Consider the following 18,408-nt stretch of genomic DNA (forward strand, 5'->3'; position numbering starts at 1 on the left):
TCGTGCGTCGGCGCGGTGGGCGGGCGGGGCCCCTGGCGGGCCCGGACGGGTGGGACGTGGGGCACGTCCGCGCCCGGCAACCACGATCGGCTCCCACACGTCTGCGCAGGTGGCTGGATGAAGATTCCCGGTGTGCACCGTCCGCGGCCCGAGCACACCGGAGAGCAAGGAGAGGAAGGTCCGCCCGTGGGGGTGGCCCAGCGAGCACGAGGCTCGCTCCGTCGACAGTTCCCCGTCACACCCGACCTGCGGCGCTCCGTGGACGCGCCGACGGTCCGCGACAACCTCCTGCCGGCCGTCACCGGCCCGCAGGTCGCCGAGGACGCGCTGGTCCTGCGCGTGCTCGACCTCGCGCTGCGCATCGGCGAGGTCCAGCTCGCCACCGGCGCCGGCGCCGCCGTCGCGCACGACACGATGATCGCGATCGCCCGCGTCTACGGCCTGCCGACCTGCGACGTCGACATCGCGTTCTCGACGATCACCATGTGCTGCCACCGCGGCAACGAGGCCGGCCCGGTGACGACGATGCGCAACGTCCGCTACCGGACCCAGGACTACACGCGCCTGACCGAGGTCGACGACATCATCACCGGCATCGTCGACCGCGAGGAGCCGATGCCCGTCGAGGAGGCGGTCACCCGGCTCGGCAACGCCGTCCGGGCGAACCACCCCTATCCGCGCTTCGTCGCCGGGATCGCGCGGTCGCTGTTCGCCGGCGCGGTCGCCTTCCTGCTCGGCGGCGGATGGGTCGTCGCCGCGCTGGCCACGGCCGCCACCGGCGTCATCTGGGCCGTCGCGCGCTGGCTGGGCCGGCGCGGGGTGCCGATGTTCTTCCAGCAGATGGTCGGCGCCGCCATCGTCACGCTCAGCGCCACGTCGCTGGCCTCGACCGGCACGCTCGCCGACTCGCCGGTGTTCGTCATCGCGGCCGGGATCGTCGTGCTGCTCTCCGGGCTCTCGCTGGTCGGCCTGGTGCAGGACGCCATCTCGGGCTTCCCGCTGACGGCCGCGGGGCGCGTCGTCGAGGTCGTCATCGCGTCGGCGGGGCTGCTGGTCGGGGTCGTCGTGAGCATCAAGCTCGTGGGCACGGTCCTGGGCACGGACGCCGGCGCCTACGCGGCCGTGGTCCCGCCGGGGCCGCTGCCCTCGCTGCACCCGCTGTCGCTGTTCGCGGCCGCGGCGGCCGGGATGCTCTTCGCCCTCTCGGCCTACGCGCCGTGGCGTTCGCTGCCGCTGGCGGCGCTGGCCGGGGCGACGGCGTGGGCCTCCTACGCGGCCTTCGGTCTGCTGGGGGCCGGTGAGGTCGTCGCCGCCGCGCTCGCGGCCGCGGCCCTCGGCCTCGTGGCGATGCTCCTGCCCCGCGCACTGGGTACACCTCCGCTGGTGCTGGTGATCGCCGGGATCACACCGCTCCTACCGGGTCTGACGATGTACCGCGGGTTCTCCCAGCTCGCGTACGGCAGCGTCGCCCAGGGAGCGGTGACGATCCTGCTGGCCCTGACCTTCGGTCTCGCCCTCGCAGCCGGGGTCTCGGTCGGGGAGCAGATCGGCTGGCCCCTGCAGCGGCTGGTCCGCCGTCTGCTGCCCGGAGTGACCGCGGAGGACAGAGCACGTGACGCACGCCGAGGACGCCCCCGGGTCTTCTGACCTGCTGGTGGTGGCCAACCGGTTGCCCTTCGACCTCGACGAGGACGGCGAGTGGCGCCGCGCACCGGGGGGCCTGGTCACCGCCCTCGAACCGACGCTGCGCTCGCGCGGCGGCGCGTGGGTGGGGTGGCCGGGCAAGCCCGACGCCGCGCCGGCCGCCTTCGACGACGAGGGCATGGCCATCCGGCCGGTGCCGATCGGCGCCGACGAGGTCGCCGCCTACTACGAGGGCTTCGCCAACGCGACCCTCTGGCCGCTCTACCACGACGTCGTGGCGCGGCCGCGGTTCGAACGCTCCTGGTGGGAGGCCTACCGCACGGTCAACGAGCGCTTCGCCGCGGCCGCCGCGGACGCCGCCGCACAGGGCGCGACGGTGTGGGTGCAGGACTACCAGCTCCAGCTCGTCCCGCAGATGCTGCGCGAGCGGCGCCCGGACCTGCGCATCGGCTTCTTCCTGCACATCCCCTTCCCGCCCGCCGAGCTGTTCGCCCAGCTGCCGTGGCGGCGCCCGGTGGTGGAGGGCCTGCTGGGGGCCGACGTCGTCGGGTTCCAGACGGTCGGGGGCGCCGAGAACTTCCGGCGCGTCGCCGCCCGGCTCACCGACGCGACGGCGGACGACACCCCGATCACCGTCGACGGCGACCCGGGGCACGTCACCGCGCCGGACGGGCGCACGATCACCGTCGGCGCGCACCCCATCTCCGTCGACGCCGGGCACCTCGACGAGACCGCCCGCGCCGACGCGGTGGCCGAACGGGCGGTGTCGCTGCGCCACGAGCTCGGTGACCCGCGCACCGTCCTGCTCGGCGTCGACCGCCTCGACTACACCAAGGGCATCGACGTCCGCCTGCAGGCGTTCGCCGAGACGCTCGAGGACGGGCGGCTCGACCCCGCCGAGACCGTGCTCATCCAGGTGGCGACCCCGAGCCGCGAGCGCGTCGAGCACTACGCCGAGATGCGCGACGAGATCGAGCTCGCCGTCGGGCGGATCAACGGCGAGTACGGCCGGGTCGGCAACCCCGTCGTGCACTACGTGCACCAGTCGACCCCGCGCGACGAGCTCGTCGCCTTCTACCGGGCCGCCGACGTCATGCTCGTGACGCCCTACCGCGACGGCATGAACCTCGTCGCCAAGGAGTACGTCGCCTCGCGGCCCGACGGGGACGGTGCGCTGGTGCTCTCGGAGTTCACCGGCGCCGCCGACGACCTGGGCGCGGGCGCGTTCCTCGTCAACCCGCACGACATCGACGCGGTCGGCGACGCCATCGTGGCCGCGGCGTCGCTGGACCACGAGGAGTCCCGCCGGCGGATGGGCCTCATGCGCGAGCAGGTGCTGGCGAACGACGTCGAGCGCTGGGCCGCGGGGTTCCTCGCGGCGCTGGGCGTCGGGACCTGACGGTTACCGGCTGGTGTCGCGGGCAGGGCCCGACGTCACGCGGGCGAGCAGCTCGGTGGGCAGCAGGAGGGTGCGGGAGCGCTGGCGGTCGCCGCGGTCGAGCAGCAGCTCGCCCGCGGCACGACCCTTGTCGAGGGTCGGCTGGCGGATGGTCGTCAGCTCGGCGCGCTCGGCGGCCGGGACGCCGTCGAAGCCGGTGACGGTCAGGTCCTCGGGCACCGAGCGGCCGGACCGCCGGGCGTGGCGCAGCGCGCCGAGCGCCAGGATGTCCGAGGTGCAGACGACGGCGGTGACGTCGTGCTGGGCCAGCAGCTGCTCGGCGGCCGAGGCGCCGGCCGACTCGCTGTGGTCGTAGCGCTCGACGACCGGAACCGTCGACCAGTCGACGCCCGCCTCGCCGAAGCCCTCGCGCAGGCCCGCGAGGCGCCGGCGCTGGACCTCGTAGCGGGCGCGCTGCTGGCGCTCGACGCTCGCGAAGCCGTCGTTGCGCTCGGTCGACAGGCGCATGCAGAGCACGCCGACCCTGCGGTGCCCGAGGCCCGCGAGGTGGCGGGCCATGTCGACCATCGCGGCGTGGTCGTCGATGCCGACGCGGTCGACGTCGGGGACCGCTGTCGGCTGGTCGCAGACGACGACCGGGACCGGGCGCTCGAGCACCGCGTGGAAGTTGTCGTCGTCGTCGGGCATCGAGTAGACGACGAACCCGTCGACGCCGGCCCGCGCGACCGCGCCCGGGTCGTCGGCCTCGGGGCTCACGGGGACGAGCAGCAGGCCCGAGCCGTTGTCCTCGCAGGCCAGCGCGAGCCCCTCGAGGAACTGGACGGCCACCGGGTCGCGGAACGCGTACGACAGGGCCTCGGTGAGCAGCAGGCCGACCGCGCCGGCCTTGCGGGTGCGCAGCGAGCGCGCGACCGGGTCCGGGCCGGGGTAGCCGAGGCGGCGCGCGGTGTCGAGCACGCGGCGGCGCAGCGCGGGCGAGAGCTGGTCGGGGCGGTTGTAGGCGTTCGACACCGTCGTGCGGGACACGCCCAGCTCGGCCGCCAGCGAGGCCAGCGTGGCGGTCCGCCGCGACCGGCGACCCTCGAGTGCCTCACCCACCGCCCGAACGTATCGACTGTTTCGATCTAGGGCCACTCCACGCGACCGATGGGCGTCCCCGTGCGCCGTGTGTGACCTGGTCGGAGGACACGGAGCGCAGCCGGAGCCCCGGGTGGACCTCCACTGTTCGGCGCAGCGGGCGGCGCTAGAGTCCGCGCATGTCCCAGCGCGGCAGGGCGGCCGAGGACGCCGATGCGCCGGACCGCTCCCCGGATCATGGCCTGCGGCTGGTGACGCGGGTGGCGCTCGCGCTCGTCGTCGTCACCCCCAACATCGTCGGCGCGGGCGTCGTGCTCGTCCTCGCGGCCTGGGTGCTCCCGCTCGGCGAGCTCGTCCAGGACGACCCCGGCGCGCTCGTGCGCAACCTGATCGCGTTCGGCGCCTACCTGGTCGCCGCGGTGGTCGTCGGCTCGGTCTGGGGGCACGTCCGGATGCGCGTGCCGCGCGCGCCCGGCCCCGGCGCCGACGAGGCCGCCGTGCGCCGCCACCGCAAGCGCGTGCGCCGCGTGGTGCTGCGCGGGCCGCTGCGGCTCGCGACGGTGCAGACGGTGCTGTGGATGGCGGCGCTCGTGCTGTTCGTGCTCATCAACGTCTTCTCCAGCCCGCGGCTGGGGGTGTCGGTGGGCATCACGGTCGGGCTGGGCGGGGTCGCGACCGTCGCGGTGACCTACCGCCTCGTCGAGCGGGTGCTGCGCCGCGAGGTCGCCCGGGTGCTCAACGACAAGCCGCCCGAGGGCCGCGTGCTGCCCGGCGTCGCGCTGCGGTCGGTGGGCTCCTGGGCGGTGGGGACGGCGGTGCCGCTGGTCGGTGTGCTGCTGGCGGCCGTGGCCTCGCTGGCGTTCGGCGGCTACACCACCGACCGGCTGGCGCTGGTGGTGCTCGTGCTGGGCGGGGTCGCGCTCGTGGTCGGCTTCCTCGTCACCGTGCTCACGGCGGCCTCGACCGCCGCGCCCGTGCTCGCCGTGCGCCGCGCCCAGCGCCGCGTCGAGGACGGCGACTACGACGCCGAGGTCCCCGTCTTCGACACCACCGAGCTCGGGCTGCTCCAGGCCGGCTTCAACACGATGGTCTCGGGGCTGCGGGAACGGGAGCGGGTGCGCGACCTGTTCGGGCGCCACGTCGGCGAGGACGTCGCCCGCACCGCGCTGGAGAACGACGTCGAGCTCGGCGGCGAGGTCCGCGAGGTCGCGGTGCTGTTCGTCGACCTCGTCGGGTCGACGCGGCTCGCGGCCTCCCGCCCGCCGCAGGAGGTCGTCGAGATGCTCAACGCGTTCTTCGCGGTGGTCATCGACGTCGTCGAGCAGCACGACGGCTGGATCAACAAGTTCGAGGGCGACGCCGCGCTCGCCGTGTTCGGAGCGCCCACCGCGCTCGACGACGCCGCGGGCTGCGCCCTGCGCGCCGGTCGGGAGCTCTCGCGGCGGATCGCCACCGAGCTCGACGGCATCTCCGCGGGCATCGGGGTGTCGGCGGGCGAGGCGGTCGCGGGCAACATCGGCGACACGCGGCGCTACGAGTACACGGTGATCGGCGACCCGGTGAACGAGGCGGCCCGGCTCACCGAGGCGGCGAAGGAGATCGACGGCTGCGTGGTGGCGTCCGGGGCGGCGCTGTCCCGGGCCGGCGACGAGGCCGACCGCTGGCAGGTGATCGACGCCCGGGTGCTGCGCGGCCGCGAGGGCGAGACCGACCTCGCCGTGCCGCGCGAGCACGCGGGGGCGTGCGCCGGGTCGCCGGACCCCGGACAGTGCGCCGACGCCCCGCAGCCCGCACCGTCGCGCGGGTGAGGGCTACCCGGCACCCAGCACGAGCAGGGTGCCCCCGAAGACGATCCCGGTGGTCAGGAAGGTGATGGCGGTGAACCCGAAGATGGCCCGCACCCCCAGCCCGGCCACGGCCAGCAGCGGAAGCGCCCAGAACGGCTGGATCAGATTGGTCCACTGGTCGCCGTAGGCGATCGCCATGGTGATCACGGCGGGGTCCACGCCGATCGCGTTGCCCGCGTCGAGGAAGATCGGTGCCTGCACGGCGAACTGGCCGCCGCCGCTGGGGACGAACATGTTCAGCAGCCCCGCCGACAGGAACGCCAGCACGCCGAGCGTGCCCGGGCCCGCCACGGTCGTGAAGAAGCCGCTCAGCTGGGCGGCCAGCCCCGAGGCGGTCATCATGCCGATGATCCCGGCGTAGAGCGGGTACTGGAGCAGGACGTCGCCCACGGTGCGCACGGCGCCGCCGACGAGGCCGGTGAGCTCACGCGGACTGCGCACCAGCAGCAGGATCGCGGCGAGGAAGCTCCAGTTCACGATGTCGAGGGTGAGGTCGAACCCCTCCTGCACGAAGTACACGACGAGGTAACCGACCAGGGCGACGCCGGGCACCGTGGTGATCAGGCGCGAGGCCTCCATGCGCTCGGCCGGTGACGCCGGCGCGTCGGGCTCGGCGTCGGCCTCCTCCTCGACCATCGCGTCGGGCAGGGCCACGACCGGGTCGTCGCCCTTCGGCGCGAGCAGGACGACCGTGCCGAGGATCGCCGCGACGGACACCGCGATCGCGATGAGGTTCCACGGCGAGAAGACCGTCTCGGTGATCGGGATGGTCCGCCCGATCGCCTCCTCGACGAAGCTTCCCGGGGTGGAGGCGGCGAGCGGGCCGGTGGCGCTGTAACCCATGTGCCAGACCGCGAAGCCGGAGTAGGCGCTCGCGACCAGCAACGGGTAGTGCAGCGGCGTGCCCCGGCGGCGGGCCGCGCGCCCGACCTCCAGGGCGATGACGCCGCCCACCACCAGACCGAGCCCGAAGCTGATGAGCGACGCGAGCGAGGCGATGAGGGCGACGAAGGCGTACGCCGTCCGCGGTCCGCGGGGCACCTCGGCGATGCGGACCAGGCCGGCCTTGACCGGGCGGGTGGTGGCGAGCGTGTAGCCCAGCAGCAGCACGAGAGCCACCTGCGTCATGAAGTCGAGCAGGCCGGACAGCCCGTCACCCCACGCGCGGGTGAGCTCGACGGGGCCGACGTCGCCGAAGACCAGGGCCAGCACGGCCACGATCACGGTCAGGACGACGGCGAAGACGAAGGCCCCCGGGAGGAACCGCTCCACCGCGGTGACCATGGGGCGGGACAGGGTGCGCAGCAACGTCGGGCTCCTTCGCCGAGATCCGCCCCGTGAGGCAGGAGTGCGCCGACATGGTGCCCGGCACGCGGGCCGGTCCGAGCCGCCGTCAGGAAATCGTCAGCCGCCGCGCCGGCGCCGGGCCACCTCGGCCAGGGCCACGCCCGCGGCCACCGAGGCGTTGAGGGACTCCACGTCGCCCGCCATCGGGATCGACACCACGCCCGTGCAGGTCTCGCGCACGAGGCGCGACAGGCCCTTGCCCTCCGAGCCCACGACCAGCACCAGCGGGCCGCGGGCGGCGTCGGGGCCGGCGACGTCGTCCAGGTGGTCGATGTCGGTGCCCGCCTCGCCGTCCAGCCCGACCGCGACGAGGCCCTCGTCGAGCCAGCCGGTCAGGGTCCGCGACAGGTTCGTCGCGCGCCCGACCGGCACGCGCGCCGCGGCCCCCGCCGAGGTCCGCCAGGCCACCGGCGTCACGCCGACCGACCGGCGCAGCGGCAGCAGCACCCCGTGCGCACCGAAGGCCGCCGCCGAGCGCAGCACCGCGCCGAGGTTGCGGGGGTCCTGCACGCCGTCGAGCGCCACGAGCAGCGGCTCGACCCGCGCCAGGTGCGCCCGCTGGCGCGCCTCCTCGAGCAGGTCGTCGGGGTGGCGGTACTCGAACGCCGGCACCGCGAGCGCGAGGCCCTGGTGCAGGGCTCCGTCGGCCATCCTGTCGACGTCACCGCGCGGCACCTCGAGCACCGAGACGCCCCGCTCGGACGCCATCTTGATCGCCTCGCGCACGCGGTCGTCGACGTCGATGTTCTGCGCGACGTAGAGCGCGGTCGCCGGGCTGTGCGCGCGCAGGCTCTCGACCACCGGGTTGCGCCCGAGCACGACCTGCGGGCCGTCCGGGTCCTCGCGGCGCGACGGGCCGCGGCGGGCGGGGCCGCGCTCGTCGCCCGCGGGGCGGCGGGTCGCCGAGCCCCGCGCCGTCGAGGCCGACGCGCCGTCCGAGCGGTAGGCCTTGTGGTTCGGGCGCTTGTCCGCGGGCGGGGTCGGGCCCTTGCCCTCGAGGCTGCGACGGTTCTTGCCGCCCGAGCCCTTGGTCGGGCCCTTCTTCGAGCCCGGGTTGCGGCGGGCCCCGGGGCGGCGGGAGTTGCCGGCCATGGCGCTACGCACCGTCCTTGAGGGTCCAGGTGGGGCCGTCGGCGGTGTCCTCGACGACGACGCCGGCGGCGGTCAGCTCGTCGCGCAGGGCGTCGGCGCGCGCGAAGTCGCGCTCGGCCCGCGCGCGGGTGCGCTGCTCGAGCAGCGCGTCCACCAGCGCACCGAGGGCCTGGCGGGCGGCGTCGCCGCCGGCACCGGACGTCTCCGCCCAGGCGACGGGGTCGAGGCCGAGGACGCCGGTCATCGCCCGGACCGCGCCCGCGAGCGCCAGCGCCTCGTCGCGCGCGCCGGCGTCGAGGGCGGCGTTGCCCCGGCGCACGGTCTCGTGCACCTCCGCGAGCGCCGCGGGCGTGGCGACGTCGTCGTCGAGGGCGGCGGCGAACGCGTCGCCCACCCGCCCGACCGGCACCGCCCCGACCCGGTCGTGCACGCGGTGCACGAACGACTCGATGCGGTGGTACGCCGCGGCGGCCTCGGCCAGCGCCTCCTCGGAGTACTCCAGCGTCGAGCGGTAGTGGGGCGCGACGAGGTAGTAGCGCAGCTCCACCGGGCGGACCCGCTCGAGCACCGCGGGGATGGCCAGCGTGTTGCCGAGCGACTTCGACATCTTCGCCCCGGCCATCGTCACCCAGGCGTTGTGCAGCCAGTACTCGGCGAATCCGTCCCCCGCGGCGCGCGACTGCGCGAGCTCGTTCTCGTGGTGCGGGAAGACGAGGTCGAGCCCGCCGCCGTGGATGTCGAAGCGCGGGCCCAGGTAGCGCGTGGCCATCGCCGAGCACTCGAGGTGCCAGCCGGGGCGCCCGCGGCCCCAGGGCGTCGGCCAGTCCGGCTCGCCCGGCTTGGCCGCCTTCCACAGCGTGAAGTCGCGGGGGTCGCGCTTGCCCCGCGGGTCCGCGCCCTCGCCCTGCTCCATCTCCTCGAGGCGCTGGCCGGACAGCTCGCCGTACGACGGCCACGTCGACACCGCGAAGTAGACGTCGCCGCCGGCGGCGTAGGCGTGGCCGCGCTCGACGAGCCGTTCGATGAGCTCGATCATCTCGGTGACGTGGCCGGTCGCGCGCGGCTCGATCGAGGGCGGCAGGCAGCCCAGCGCGTCGTACGCCGCGGCGAACGCCCGCTCGTGCGTCGCCGCCCACTCCCACCAGGGCCGGCCGGCGGCCTCGGCCTTGGTGAGGATCTTGTCGTCGATGTCGGTGACGTTGCGGACGAGCAGCACGTCGTGGCCGGTGTGCGTGAGCCAGCGGCGCAGCACGTCGAAGTCGAGACCCGACCGCACGTGCCCGACGTGGGGCACGCCCTGGACGGTGGCCCCGCACACGTACATCGACGCCGTGCCGGCGCGCTGCGGGCGGAACTCCCGCAGCTCGCGTCGTGCGGTGTCGTACAGGTGCAGGCTCACCGCCCGGATCCTACGGAACGCCGGATCCACCCTCGCCGACCCGTCGCGACCCGACTTCTCGCCGACCGATCGATCGTTCGGGAAGCCCCTTCCCAAGGTGTGAGGACGGACATAGAGTCACGCGCATCATTCGACGTTCTCGCGACGCAAGGAGTGGTCAGCGTTGTCCATCACGTGCCGGACGTCCCTCGTCCGTCAGGCCCCCGGCAAGTACGAGACGGCGACGGTCGAGGTCGAGGACCCGCGTCAGGGCGAGATCCGGGTGAAGATGGTCGCGTCGGGCCTGTGCCACTCCGACGACCACATCGCCACCGGTGACATCCCCGTCGGCACGTACCCCTTCGCCGGCGGCCACGAGGGTGGCGGCATCGTCGAGTCGGTCGGCCCGAACACCCCCGGCTGGGAGGCCGGCGACAAGGTCGTCTTCTCGTTCCTCCCCGCCTGCGGCAAGTGCCGCTGGTGCGCCACCGGCCACTCGAACCTGTGCGACCTCGGCGCCGGCCTCCTCGCGGGCACCCGCTGGACCGACCCGTCGACCCGTCTGCACCTCGAGGACGGCAGCAACGTCGGCCAGATGTGCGGCATCTCGACCTTCTCCGAGTACACGACGGTCGCCGTCGACTCGGCGATCAAGGTCCCGCAGGACACCAAGCTCGAGGTCGCCTGCCTGCTCGGCTGCTCGGTCGGCACCGGCTGGGGCACCGCCGTCAACACCGGCGACGTCGCCCCCGGCGACACCGTGATCATCCAGGGCATCGGCGGCATCGGCGCCAACGCCGTCCAGGGCGCCGCCCACGCGGGCGCCGCCAACGTCATCGCCGTCGACCCGGTCGCGTTCAAGCGCGAGAAGGCCCTCGAGCTCGGCGCGACCCACGCGGTCGAGTCGATGGAGGAGGCCACCGAGATCGCCAAGGGCTTCACCAACGGCCAGGGCGCCGACGTCGCGCTCGTGACCATCGGCATCACCAAGCCCGAGCACGTCGGCGAGGCGTTCGCCGCGATCCGCAAGCAGGGCACCGTCGTCGTCACCGGCCTCGGCGACATCACCGAGATCGGCGTGCCGATCCCGATCGGCGAGCTGACCCTGTTCGAGAAGAAGCTCAAGGGCTCGCTGTTCGGGTCGTCGAACCCGCACGCCGACATCCCGAAGATGCTCGACCTCTACAACCACGGGAAGCTCAAGCTCGACGAGCTCGTCACCAAGCAGTACAAGCTCGACGAGGTCGCCCAGGGCTACGAGGACATGCACGCCGGCAAGAACATCCGTGGCGTCCTGATCTTCGACTGACCCCCGATCCGAGGTATCCGACACCCGTGACGAACGGTTCCGCGGCCCCGGTGTCCCTGGTGGACACCGGGGCCGTCCCCGGTCTGCCCACCGCCGGCCCCCTCCCGGTGCGCGCGATGATCGACGCGTCCCGCGCGCGCGTCGTCGGGCGCGTGCGCGAGTCGGAGGTCATCGCCGCCGCGCTCGCCGCCGGGCGCAGCATCCTGCTCGAGGGCCCGCCGGGCACCGGGAAGACGACCCTGCTGCGCGCGCTCGCGGAGGGCGCCGGCGTCGGCCTCGAGCTCGTCGAGGGCAACGCCGAGCTCTCCCCCGCGCGCCTCGTCGGCCACCACGACCCCTCCCGCGTGCTCACCGAGGACTACCGGCCCGAGAACTTCGTGCCCGGCCCGCTGGTGCGCGCCCTGACCACGGGCGCCCTGCTCTACGTCGAGGAGCTCAACCGCGTCCCCGAGGAGACGCTCAACGTGCTGCTGGGCGTGCTCTCGGAGCGGCGCCTGCACGTGCCGCGGCTCGGGGTCGTCGACGCCGCACCGAGCTTCCGGCTGGTCGCCGCGATGAACCCCTCGGACGCCGTCGGCACCGGGCGCATCACCCCGGCGCTCTACGACCGCTCCTGCCGCGTCGGGTTCGCCCACCAGAGCGCCGACGACGAGACCGCGATCGTGCGCCGCGACCACGGCGTCGTCGACGTCGCGTTCGTGGAGCGCGCGGTCCGGGCGACGCGGGCGACGCGCGAGCACCGGGACCTGCGGCTGGGCTCGTCGGTGCGCGGCGCGCTCGACCTCGTCGCCGTCGCGGCCTCGCTCGCCGAGCTGCGCGACGTGCCGCTCGCGGGCCGCCTCGCCCCGGCCGCGGAGACGACGGGCACCGACGCCGCGCTGGCCGCGCTGTCCGGGCGCGTGCAGCTGCTCGAGGGCTCGACGCGCACGGTCGAGGAGGTCGTCGCCGAACTGTGGGCGGCGAGCGCGCCGGTCGACGAGCGCGGCACCGAGGACGGTGACCCGGGAAAAGCCTGAGTCCCGGCGCGCCGCCGCCCCCGGAGCCGGGGCGCTCACCCGGGGCCCCGCCGCGCGTGGTCACCGACCCCAAGGAGGTCGAGGAGCTCCTGCGCGACCAGGCCCGGCGCACCGAGACCCGCGCCGACCTGCAGCGGCGCCACGACGACCTCGAGCAGGTCACGCCGACGGTCGGGGTGCTCGACGAGGCCGCCGTGTCGGGGGCCTACGAGGAGGACCCCGACGCCACGGTCGACCTCCTCGCCGACCTCGCGCGCGCCACCGACCCCGCCCTGCGCGCGGCGGCCCGGCGGCTCGCGGTGCGCCTGCTCGTGCCGCCGGCGCGCGCGGGCGAGACGGAGCGGCGGGGCTCGAGCCGGCTCGCGACCGTCGCCGGCGACGGTCTCGACCTGGACCTCGACGCCACCCTCGAACGGTCCCTGGAGCACCGGCCCATCCGCGCCGAGGACCTGCGCTGGCGCGGCTGGCGCTCCCCGGGGCGGGCGATCGTGCTGCTCGTCGACGCGTCGGGGTCGGTGGCCGGCAAGCCGCTGACGACGGCGGTGACCACGGCCGGTGCCCTCGCCGCGGGCCTGCGCACCGACGACGAGCTCGCGGTCGTGGCGTTCTGGTCGCGGGCGGTGCTGCTGCGCCACCTGCACTCCCCCGCCCCGGCGTCGGCGGTGCTCGACGCCCTGCTCGACCTGCGCGGCGGCTCCACCACCGACCTCGCGCTCGGCCTGCGCACCGCGCTCGCCCAGGCCACGGCCGCGCGGGTGCCGCACGCCGACGTCGTCGTCCTCACCGACGGGGCGTGGAACGAGGGCGAGGACCCGGCGCCCGTCGCCGGCGCGTCGGGGCCCGCGCGCGTGCACACGCTGGTGACGGTCGACGACGACGAGGCCCGGGTCTCCTGCGCGCGCCTCGCCGCCGCCGGGGGCGGGCGGTCGGTGCCGCTGTTCAAGCCCTCCGACGCCCCCGCGGCCGTGCGGGCGGTGCTGCGGTGAGCGTGCGGCCTTGCGAGCGAAGGGCACCTTCGGGCGGATAGATCGGCGAGGGGTCCCCTTCGCCGGCATCGCGAGGGCCACGTTCGGCGTGATCGACGTGATCGTCGGCCTGCCGGAGGTGCCGCTCGCGAGGACGGGCGCTCTCCGACGACCGCGTCGGCGACACGTCCACGCGCGGGCGTCGGTTCTCCTACGCCGACCCGCGACGCCGCACGACGTCGGTGGCGTGGCCGTCGAGCAGGGCCGCGAGCTCGTGGCGCAGCCGCGACCGGTCGATCGGGTGGACGAGGACCCGGCGACCGGTCGCGTCGAGACCCCAGGCGACGCGACCGACCCGGGTGTCGAGCACCGTGACGGTGCGCGGTCCGCGACGCGGCACGCCGTCGGCGTCGCGGGCTGTCACCCCGAAGGTCATGGCACGGTCCGGGGTGCGCGCCCACAGCGCCCGCAGGCGCTCGACGTGGTGCGCGGACGCCCCGGCGCGCCGCACCCGGCGGCAGCGGTCGTCGAGGGTCAGGCCCGGGCCGAACAGGGCGTCGGCGGGCAGCGACATCGGTACGCCGGGCGCGGCGCGCGCGTCGGGGAGGCGGGCGAGGAGGGCGCCGGCGAGGTCGTGCGGGTGGACGGTCTCGAGGAGCAGGCCCTCGGTGTCGAGGCGGGCGACCACGCCGAGCGTCCCGCGGGCGGCCGCGAGCGTCGGCTGCGCCGCGTGCCCGTCCGCGAGCACCACGACGTCGAGCTCGCAGGCCGGTCGGGCCAGCACCCCGAGGGCGTCGGCGAGGCCCGGGTCGGGGGCACCGCGGTCGTCGAGCAGCCCCTGCGCCGCGAGGCGCCGCCACGCCGCGGCGTCGAGGGCGTCGCGCTCGGCGTGGGTGCGCCCGTGGTCGAGGACGTGCAGGGCGGCGGGGCGCGCGTCGAACCCGAGGTGGCGCCAGAGCGCGACGTACTGACCGACGTCGAGCCGGGCGCCCGCGAACCGCGCGCCCAGCGTCATCGGCAGGACGCCCCTCACTCGCCGATCACCGGAGGCGTGGTGGCGGGGAGCGCGCCGGCGATGGCGTCGGGGTCGTCCTCGGAGAGGTAGTCGGGACGGCGCCGCTGACCGTCGCCGCCCGGCCCGCCGACCATGCCCGCGGGCGGGACCATCGGCACCGCGCCGGCGCGGCCCTCCGCCGCGGCCGCCCCGGCGGTGCGCGTCACCCCGGCCTCCGCGGCGGCCCCGCCACCGGCGCCGACCCGCGCGCCGGGCCCCGGCTCACCGGCGCCTCCGGCACCTCCGGCACCTCCGGCGCCTCCGCCCACGCCCCCGGCGCCACCGCCCGAGCCGCCCCCGGGCCCACCGCTGAGACCTCCCCCGACACCACCGCCGGGTCCACCGCCGAGACCCCCACCCGGTCGGCCGCCCACCTCGCCGGCGCCGACCGCGGAGCCCGGCCGGCCACCACCCGCGCCACCCGCGCCCGGAACGCCGCCCGCGCCCGTCGAGCCGGGCACACCGCTCGAGCCGGGGACCCCGCCCGAGCCCGGCAGGCCGCTCGCACCCGGGACACCGCCGGCGCCCCCGGCCCGCCCCGCGCCCGCGTCGCCGGGGAGACCCGGCACGCCCGGGACACGTCCGGCGCCCGTCGAGCCCGGGACGGCGCCGGGGGTCGACCCCGGCCTCGTCCCCGGCGGCACGCGGCCCGCACCGCCGGCGCCGCCCGCGCCGGCGCCCGGCACGGCGCCCACGGGCGGCACCACGCCACCCCCGGCGCCCGCACCACCCGTCCCCGCACCACCCGTCCCCGCACCACCCGTCCCCGCACCACCGGTCCCCGCGGCACCCGGGACGACACCCCCGGGGCCGGCCCCACCGGGGGCTCCGCCCGGAACCCCGCCGGCACCGGCGCCACCCGTCGCGGGGCTCCCCGGCGGGCCCGGGACACCGGGCACACCCGTCGCCGTCGTCGACCCGGGCGGCAGGCCCGCGCCACCGCCCCCCGAGCCACCGCCCGGGGGAGCGCCGGGAACAGCACCCACACCGCCGCCGGCTCCGCCCCCACCCGGCACGCCCGCGCCGCCACCCGCCCCGCCGGGCACGCCGAACACACCGTCGGCCTCGGCCGTCACGGGTGGCGCGGGCGGCAGCGCGGCCGGCGTCACCCCGGTGGCCTGCGGGCCCGCGAACTGGGGCAGCGTCCTCATCGAGTCGCCGCTGGCGCCCTGGTAGTCCTCCATCGCCCGCTGCGCCATCAGCTGGGCGGCCTGCTGCTCGACCACTCGCGCGAGGACGTCGACGCCCCCGCCCGGCAGCGCGCCACCCCCGACCGCCGGGACCGGCGCGAGCAGCGGTCCCTCCAGGTAGCCGCTGACCGCGGCGTCCCACGCCGACCCGTCCGCGGGACGCTCCTTGCCGTCCACGATCTCGGCGCGCGCGGCCTGCAGGTGGGCGCCCTGCTGGTCGCCGATGCCCCGCACCGCCGTCGCGAGTCCCCGGGCCTGATCGATCCACGGCCGCAGCGGCTCCACGCGCTCCTGCGCGGACAGCGATGCGTCGCCGGTCCAGGCGACGCCGAGCGTGGTGTTGGCGCGGCCGACCGCATCGGTGACCGCCACCATGCGGTCGGCCAGCTCGTTCCACCGCGCGCCGGCGTCGTGGAAACCGGGCGAACCGGGACCCGTGCTCAAGGCGTCCCAGATCACCTGGTGCGGCACGCCGTACCAGTTGGTCCCGAACGGTGGGGCGCCTTGGGCCACCGGTCACCTCCTCGCGGCGATCGTAGGAAGACGCCGCGCGGCGCGGGTGCGGTTCCGGGAAAGTGCGGGGCCGGGAACGTCAGGCGGGCCGCAGCATCGCCGTCGCGACGGCCGCGAGTCCCTCGCCGCGGCCGGTGAGCCCCAGCCCGTCGGACGTCGTCCCCGACACGGCCACGAGACCACCCAGGGCCGCGGACAGCGCCGCCTGCGCCTCGTCGCGGCGGGTACCGATCCTCGGCGCGTTGCCGATCACCTGGACCGCCGCGTTGCCCAGCACCCAGCCCTGCGCGCCGACCAGCCCGCGGACCTCCTCCAGCAGTCGCACCCCGGACGCCCCGGCCCACTCCGCGCGCCCGGTGCCGAACACCGCGCCGAGGTCCCCGAGCCCGGCCGCCGACAGCACCGCATCGCCGAGGGCATGCGCGGCGACGTCGCCGTCGGAGTGCCCGGCGCAGCCGTCGACGCCCTCCCAGTAGAGCCCGGCCACCCAGCACGGCACGCCGGCGCGGACCGGGTGCACGTCGGTGCCGATGCCGACCCTCACGCGTGCTCCACCGTCGAGCCCGCCGCCACCAGCGCCTCCGCCATCGCGAGGTCGAGCGGCGTCGTCACCTTGAAGGCGCGCGGGTCGCCGGGGACCGTGACGACGCCCACGCCGAGGTCCTCGGCGAGGCCGGCGTCGTCGGTGGCGGCGACGGGTCCGCCCGCCGCGCGCCGCTCACCGGCCCGGCGGTGCGCGGCCCGCAGCGTCGCCGGGTCGAAGCCCTGGGGCGTCTGGACGGCGGCGAGGCCGGTGCGGTCGACGAGGCCGATGACGACCCCCGCGACGTCGGTGCGCCGGAGGGTGTCCGCGACGGACGTGACCGGTACCACGGCACGATGTCCCGCGCGGACGGCGTCGACGACGGCGCGCACCACCTCGGGCGGGCACAGGCACCGCGCGGCGTCGTGCACGAGCACCACGTCGGCGTCGGCGGGCAGGGCGTCGAGACCCGCCGCGACCGAGCCGACGCGGTCGTCGGCGCCGGGCACCACGACGGCACGCCGCGACCCGAGCGCCGCGCGCACCGCGTCCTCGTCACCGGGCGGGGCGACGACGACGACCGTCTCCACCCCGCCCTCGACGAGCCCGTCGACGGCACGCGCCACCAACGTCAGACCACCCACGACCGCGAGCGCCTTCGGCCGGCCGAGGCCCAGCCGTTCACCGCGTCCCGCCGCCGGCACGATCGCCGCGACGGTCACCGCCCCGGGACGCCTCTCCGGAGGCTGCTCAGGACGCCAGGACCTGGTCGAGCAGCGACTCGGCGGCCACCTCGTCGGTGCCCTCCGCCAGCGCCAGCTCGCTGACCAGGATCTGGCGCGCCTTCGCCAGCATCCGCTTCTCGCCCGCGGACAGACCGCGGTCCTTCTCGCGGCGCCACAGGTCGCGGACGACCTCGGCCACCTTGTTCACGTCGCCCGACGCGAGCTTCTCGAGGTTCGCCTTGTACCGGCGCGACCAGTTGGTCGGCTCCTCGGTGTGCGGTGCACGCAGCACCTCGAACACCCGGTCCAGACCCTCCTGGCCCACGACGTCGCGGACACCGACGATCTCGGCGTTGTCCGCGGGGACCCGGACGGTCAGGTCGCCCTGGGCAACCTTGAGGACGAGGTACTTCTTCTCCTCGCCCTTGATCGTCCTGGTCTCGATGGCCTCGATGAGTGCGGCACCGTGGTGCGGGTAGACGACGGTCTCGCCGACCTTGAAAACCATGTGTCCCGAGCCCCTTTCGCTTCTCCCAGATTAACACGTCCGACGCACGGGCATGGCAGGGGATTGCACCGTCTTCGCAGGTCAGGGACTTGACAACTCGCCGGGGCGCGTGCTTGCCCCGGTCAGGGCCCGCGCCCGGAGGGCCGGGACCCGTCGCGGGTACTAGGGTGTCGCTCGCCGTCTGGAGACCGCCCCCACCCGAGAGGACACCCGGACCCATGAGCCGCCGCCCGCGCGGGCCCCGACCCGGGATCGTCGTCGCGACCCTGCTCACCGCGGCCCTCGCGCTCGCCGGGTGCAGCGCCGGGGCCGTCACCCAGACCGACACGATCGTCTCCCAGGCCTCCGGGGCGGACGGCCAGGTGGGGGACATCCTGCTGCAGGACGTCTCCCTCGACGCGGGACCGGCCGAGTCCGTGCCGGCAGGTGGCGAGATCTTCATCCGCGGGACGATCATCAACCAGGGCTCGACGGCCGACCGCCTGGTCTCGGTGTCGACGCCCTACGCCGTCTCCGCGCGCCCCGAGGGGCCGACCACGATCCCGGCCGAGAACGCGCTCCGGATGGTCGGCGCCGAGCCCGCGATCCCCACCGGGCCGGACGTCACCAGTCGTGTCTCCGCGTCGATGCGCCTCGCGCTGACGGGCGTGACGCAGCAGCTCCGCCCCGGTCCGACGTACGCGGTCACCTTCACCTTCGAGCGCGCCGGGGCCGTCACCGTGCCGACGATCGTCGTCGGCCCCGGCCCGTCCGTGGGCTGATCCCCGGCTCGACGCCCGCGCGCTCCGCGGCGCTGTCGGGGGTCCGTCCTACGGTGCCCT

At 75.9% G+C, this 18,408-nt stretch carries 16 protein-coding genes; 7 read left to right on the forward strand and 9 right to left on the reverse strand.

Annotated features, from left to right (window positions below; genetic code table 11):
* The first annotated feature begins 258 nt into the window (after window positions 1-258).
* The gene (locus tag ACYX4T_RS14990) at window positions 259-1,647 is read left to right on the forward strand and encodes a threonine/serine exporter family protein (RefSeq protein WP_476010096.1); all 1,389 of its coding nucleotides are present in this window, start codon (window positions 259-261) and stop codon (window positions 1,645-1,647) included.
* The gene (locus tag ACYX4T_RS14995; RefSeq protein WP_476010097.1) at window positions 1,613-3,043 is read left to right on the forward strand and encodes an alpha,alpha-trehalose-phosphate synthase (UDP-forming); all 1,431 of its coding nucleotides are present in this window, start codon (window positions 1,613-1,615) and stop codon (window positions 3,041-3,043) included. The genes ACYX4T_RS14990 and ACYX4T_RS14995 overlap by 35 nt, the downstream gene beginning before the upstream one ends.
* Before the next feature lie 3 nt (window positions 3,044-3,046).
* Here ACYX4T_RS14995 and ACYX4T_RS15000 read toward each other — a convergent pair whose 3' ends face one another.
* Complete coding sequence (locus tag ACYX4T_RS15000; RefSeq protein ID WP_476010098.1) at window positions 3,047-4,141, reverse strand: LacI family DNA-binding transcriptional regulator; 1,095 nt, start codon at window positions 4,139-4,141, stop codon at window positions 3,047-3,049.
* 158 nt (window positions 4,142-4,299) lie between these two features.
* Between ACYX4T_RS15000 and ACYX4T_RS15005 the strand changes: the two genes are divergently transcribed.
* Window positions 4,300-5,928, forward strand: a complete 1,629-nt coding sequence (locus ACYX4T_RS15005; protein WP_476010099.1) for an adenylate/guanylate cyclase domain-containing protein — start codon at window positions 4,300-4,302, stop codon at window positions 5,926-5,928.
* A 3-nt stretch (window positions 5,929-5,931) separates the two neighbouring features.
* On the opposite strand, the gene ACYX4T_RS15010 is transcribed toward ACYX4T_RS15005, so the two are convergent.
* The 3 genes from ACYX4T_RS15010 to cysS form a co-directional block, all read right to left on the reverse strand.
* A complete protein-coding gene (locus tag ACYX4T_RS15010; protein WP_476010100.1) occupies window positions 5,932-7,275 on the reverse strand; it encodes a short-chain fatty acid transporter in 1,344 nt (447 codons plus the stop codon).
* A 96-nt stretch (window positions 7,276-7,371) separates the two neighbouring features.
* Window positions 7,372-8,406, reverse strand: coding sequence for a 23S rRNA (guanosine(2251)-2'-O)-methyltransferase RlmB (gene rlmB, locus ACYX4T_RS15015; RefSeq protein ID WP_476010101.1), 1,035 nt, complete (start codon window positions 8,404-8,406; stop codon window positions 7,372-7,374).
* Window positions 8,407-8,410: 4 nt separating this feature from the next.
* Window positions 8,411-9,805 (reverse strand): cysteine--tRNA ligase, encoded by a 1,395-nt coding sequence (cysS, locus tag ACYX4T_RS15020; RefSeq protein ID WP_476010102.1) that lies wholly within the window; start codon window positions 9,803-9,805, stop codon window positions 8,411-8,413.
* A gap of 163 nt (window positions 9,806-9,968) precedes the next feature.
* Here cysS and ACYX4T_RS15025 point away from each other — a divergent pair, with 163 nt between their 5' ends.
* The 3 genes from ACYX4T_RS15025 to ACYX4T_RS15035 are packed head-to-tail and all read left to right on the forward strand — an operon-like array spanning window position 9,969 to window position 13,095.
* Window positions 9,969-11,093, forward strand: coding sequence for an NDMA-dependent alcohol dehydrogenase (locus ACYX4T_RS15025; RefSeq protein ID WP_476010103.1), 1,125 nt, complete (start codon window positions 9,969-9,971; stop codon window positions 11,091-11,093).
* Window positions 11,094-11,119: 26 nt separating this feature from the next.
* Window positions 11,120-12,109: an AAA family ATPase gene (locus ACYX4T_RS15030; RefSeq protein WP_476010104.1), complete on the forward strand. Its 990-nt coding sequence runs from the start codon at window positions 11,120-11,122 to the stop codon at window positions 12,107-12,109.
* A 56-nt stretch (window positions 12,110-12,165) separates the two neighbouring features.
* The gene (locus tag ACYX4T_RS15035) at window positions 12,166-13,095 is read left to right on the forward strand and encodes a VWA domain-containing protein (protein ID WP_476010105.1); all 930 of its coding nucleotides are present in this window, start codon (window positions 12,166-12,168) and stop codon (window positions 13,093-13,095) included.
* A gap of 190 nt (window positions 13,096-13,285) precedes the next feature.
* Here ACYX4T_RS15035 and ACYX4T_RS15040 read toward each other — a convergent pair whose 3' ends face one another.
* From ACYX4T_RS15040 to ACYX4T_RS15060, 5 genes are all read right to left on the reverse strand, one after another.
* Complete coding sequence (locus ACYX4T_RS15040) at window positions 13,286-14,107, reverse strand: ESX secretion-associated protein EspG (protein ID WP_476010106.1); 822 nt, start codon at window positions 14,105-14,107, stop codon at window positions 13,286-13,288.
* Window positions 14,104-15,831 carry a PPE domain-containing protein gene (locus ACYX4T_RS15045; RefSeq protein ID WP_476010107.1) on the reverse strand — a complete coding sequence of 576 codons (1,728 nt, stop codon included), beginning with the start codon at window positions 15,829-15,831 and terminating at the stop codon, window positions 14,104-14,106. The genes ACYX4T_RS15040 and ACYX4T_RS15045 overlap by 4 nt, the downstream gene beginning before the upstream one ends.
* A 79-nt stretch (window positions 15,832-15,910) precedes the next feature.
* Complete coding sequence (gene ispF, locus ACYX4T_RS15050; RefSeq protein WP_476010108.1) at window positions 15,911-16,375, reverse strand: 2-C-methyl-D-erythritol 2,4-cyclodiphosphate synthase; 465 nt, start codon at window positions 16,373-16,375, stop codon at window positions 15,911-15,913.
* Entirely contained in the window at window positions 16,372-17,076 is a 705-nt protein-coding gene (ispD, locus tag ACYX4T_RS15055; RefSeq protein WP_476010109.1) for a 2-C-methyl-D-erythritol 4-phosphate cytidylyltransferase, read from the reverse strand. Before ispD ends, ispF begins: the two co-directional genes overlap by 4 nt.
* Before the next feature lie 28 nt (window positions 17,077-17,104).
* Window positions 17,105-17,587 (reverse strand): CarD family transcriptional regulator, encoded by a 483-nt coding sequence (locus ACYX4T_RS15060; protein ID WP_116707106.1) that lies wholly within the window; start codon window positions 17,585-17,587, stop codon window positions 17,105-17,107.
* A gap of 218 nt (window positions 17,588-17,805) precedes the next feature.
* Here ACYX4T_RS15060 and ACYX4T_RS15065 point away from each other — a divergent pair, with 218 nt between their 5' ends.
* Window positions 17,806-18,348, forward strand: a complete 543-nt coding sequence (locus tag ACYX4T_RS15065; RefSeq protein ID WP_476010110.1) for a copper chaperone PCu(A)C — start codon at window positions 17,806-17,808, stop codon at window positions 18,346-18,348.
* The last annotated feature ends 60 nt before the right edge of the window (window positions 18,349-18,408 follow it).

Source organism: Actinomycetospora sp. ABD4_176, from assembly GCF_056311855.1.